Annotated in this window: 3 protein-coding genes; 2 read left to right on the forward strand and 1 reads right to left on the reverse strand. The window is 64.1% G+C overall.

All coding sequences use genetic code 11. From position 1 onward, the window contains the following. Positions 1–1,621 (forward strand): DNA translocase FtsK (locus VMR03_RS15710; RefSeq protein ID WP_325406879.1); only part of this gene is annotated, 1,621 nt, incomplete at its 5' end. Here VMR03_RS15710 and VMR03_RS15715 read toward each other — a convergent pair. After that, on the reverse strand, positions 1,585–1,767 hold the full coding sequence (locus tag VMR03_RS15715) for a hypothetical protein (protein ID WP_325406880.1): 183 nt from the start codon (positions 1,765–1,767) through the stop codon (positions 1,585–1,587). The genes VMR03_RS15710 and VMR03_RS15715 overlap by 37 nt on opposite strands. Here VMR03_RS15715 and VMR03_RS15720 point away from each other — a divergent pair. After that, on the forward strand, positions 1,766–2,147 hold a 382-nt coding region (locus tag VMR03_RS15720), incomplete at its 3' end, for an outer membrane lipoprotein carrier protein LolA (protein ID WP_325406881.1). The genes VMR03_RS15715 and VMR03_RS15720 overlap by 2 nt on opposite strands.

Raw genomic sequence — 2,147 nt, forward strand, 5'->3', positions numbered from 1 at the left:
CGGGCCGAAGCTCGGCGGCAAGCCGGTGCCACCCATCAGCCGCACCGCGCCGAAAGCGGCCAAGCCCTCCAAGCGCGCCGTCCGCGAGGCGCAGCCGACGCTGGCGCTCGAGCCGAAAAGCGACTACCAGCTCCCGCCGCTAAGCCTGCTGACGAAACCGAAATCCGCCGGCGCCGCAACGCTGATGAGCGACGAAGCGCTGCAGCAGAATGCGCGGCTTCTCGAATCCGTGCTCGACGATTTCGGCATCAGGGGCGAGATCATCAATGTCCGCCCCGGTCCCGTCGTCACGCTTTACGAACTCGAACCCGCGCCCGGCATCAAATCCTCGCGCGTCATCGCGCTTGCCGACGACATCGCCCGTTCGATGAGCGCGGTTTCGGCCCGCGTCGCGGTCGTGCCGGGCCGCAATGCGATCGGCATCGAGCTTCCCAACGTCAAGCGCGAGATGGTCTTCCTGCGCGAGTTGCTCGAAACCTCGGATTACGAGAATGCGAGCTCGAAACTCGCGCTGGCGCTCGGCAAGAATATCGGCGGCGAGCCCGTCGTCTCCGATCTCGCCCGCATGCCGCATCTCCTGATCGCCGGCACCACGGGCTCGGGCAAATCGGTCGGCATCAACACGATGATCCTGTCGATCCTCTACCGGCTCTCGCCCGACCAGTGCAAGCTGATCATGATCGATCCGAAGATGCTCGAACTCTCGGTCTATGACGGGATTCCGCATCTCCTCGCCCCCGTCGTGACGGAACCCAAAAAGGCCGTCGTCGCGCTCAAATGGGTCGTCAAGGAGATGGAAGACCGCTACCGCAAGATGTCGAAAGTCGGTGTACGGAATATCGACGGCTACAACACACGTGTGATCGACGCCGACGCCAAGGGCGAGGTGCTGGTGCGCACCGTGCAGACCGGCTTCGACAAGGAGACGGGGAAGGCGATCTACGAGGAAGAGGAGATGGACCTCTCGCCCATGCCCTTCATCGTCGTCATCGTCGACGAAATGGCCGACCTGATGATGGTCGCGGGCAAGGAAATCGAAGGCGCGGTGCAGCGCCTCGCGCAGATGGCGCGCGCGGCCGGCATCCATATCATCACCGCGACGCAGCGCCCCTCGGTCGACGTCATCACCGGTACGATCAAGGCGAATTTCCCAACGCGCATCTCGTTTCAGGTGACGTCGAAGATCGACAGCCGCACGATCCTGGGCGAACAGGGCGCCGAACAATTGCTCGGCCAGGGCGACATGCTCTACATGGCCGGCGGCGGCCGCATCCGCCGCGTCCACGGACCCTTCGTCTCGGACGAGGAAGTCGAGAAGGTGGTGACGTTCCTGAAGCGGCAGGGCGTGCCGGAATATCTGGAAGCGATCACGGCGGAGCCAGAAGAAAACGGCGAGATGTTCGGTCTCGACGGCGAAGGCGGCGGCACCGGCGACGATCTTTACGACAAGGCGGTGGCGATCGTCGCCCGCGACAAGCGCGCTTCGACGAGTTACATCCAGCGCCGGTTGCAGATCGGCTACAACCGCGCCGCGCGGCTGATCGAGCTTATGGAAGAACAGGGCGTCGTCAGCCCGCCCAACCATCAGGGCAAGCGCGAGGTGCTGGTCGGCGACCACTGACGGTTCGTCGCGGCATCGAAAGCTGCGGCTTTGGTGCCACAGCTGAGAGTCAAATTGAACTGCCCGTCTTTCTCCGGCAAATGGCCGCCGCGCCGCCCCTCGCCTTTCTTCTTTTCGCCACAAAAGGCCAACATGATTTTTCTCATGAGAAACCTCGACCAAAGCCGGCGCGTTCGCCAGGCCATGCTCGTCACCGCGGCCCTGATCGGCCTCGGCGTGCTGGCGCTTGCGATCGCGACGGCCGACGTGACGGTGGCCCATGCGGCGACGCCCGCCGCACGGGCGAACCTCAAGGCGCATCCGCTGAGTGCCGAGGACACGGCCGATGTCGAGCGGGTGGAAGCCTATCTGAACGGGCTTTCGGAGCTTCAGGGCAATTTCCTGCAAGTCGGCCCCGATGGCTCGCTGGCGGAAGGAAAGTTCTACCTTCGCCGTCCAGGCCGGCTGCGCTTTGAATATACCCCGCCGCAAAAGACCCTGGTCGTCGCCGACGGCACCTGGGTGGCGGTGAAGGACGGATTTTCGG

Source organism: Parvibaculum sp., from assembly GCF_035511255.1.
Lineage (GTDB): Bacteria > Pseudomonadota > Alphaproteobacteria > Parvibaculales > Parvibaculaceae > Parvibaculum.

What these genes read in the sequence shown, in the direction of transcription:
- VMR03_RS15715 (WP_325406880.1), bottom strand. Translation starts at nt 1,767, where the DNA reads ATGAGAAAAATCATGTTGGCCTTTTGTGGCGAAAAGAAGAAAGGCGAG.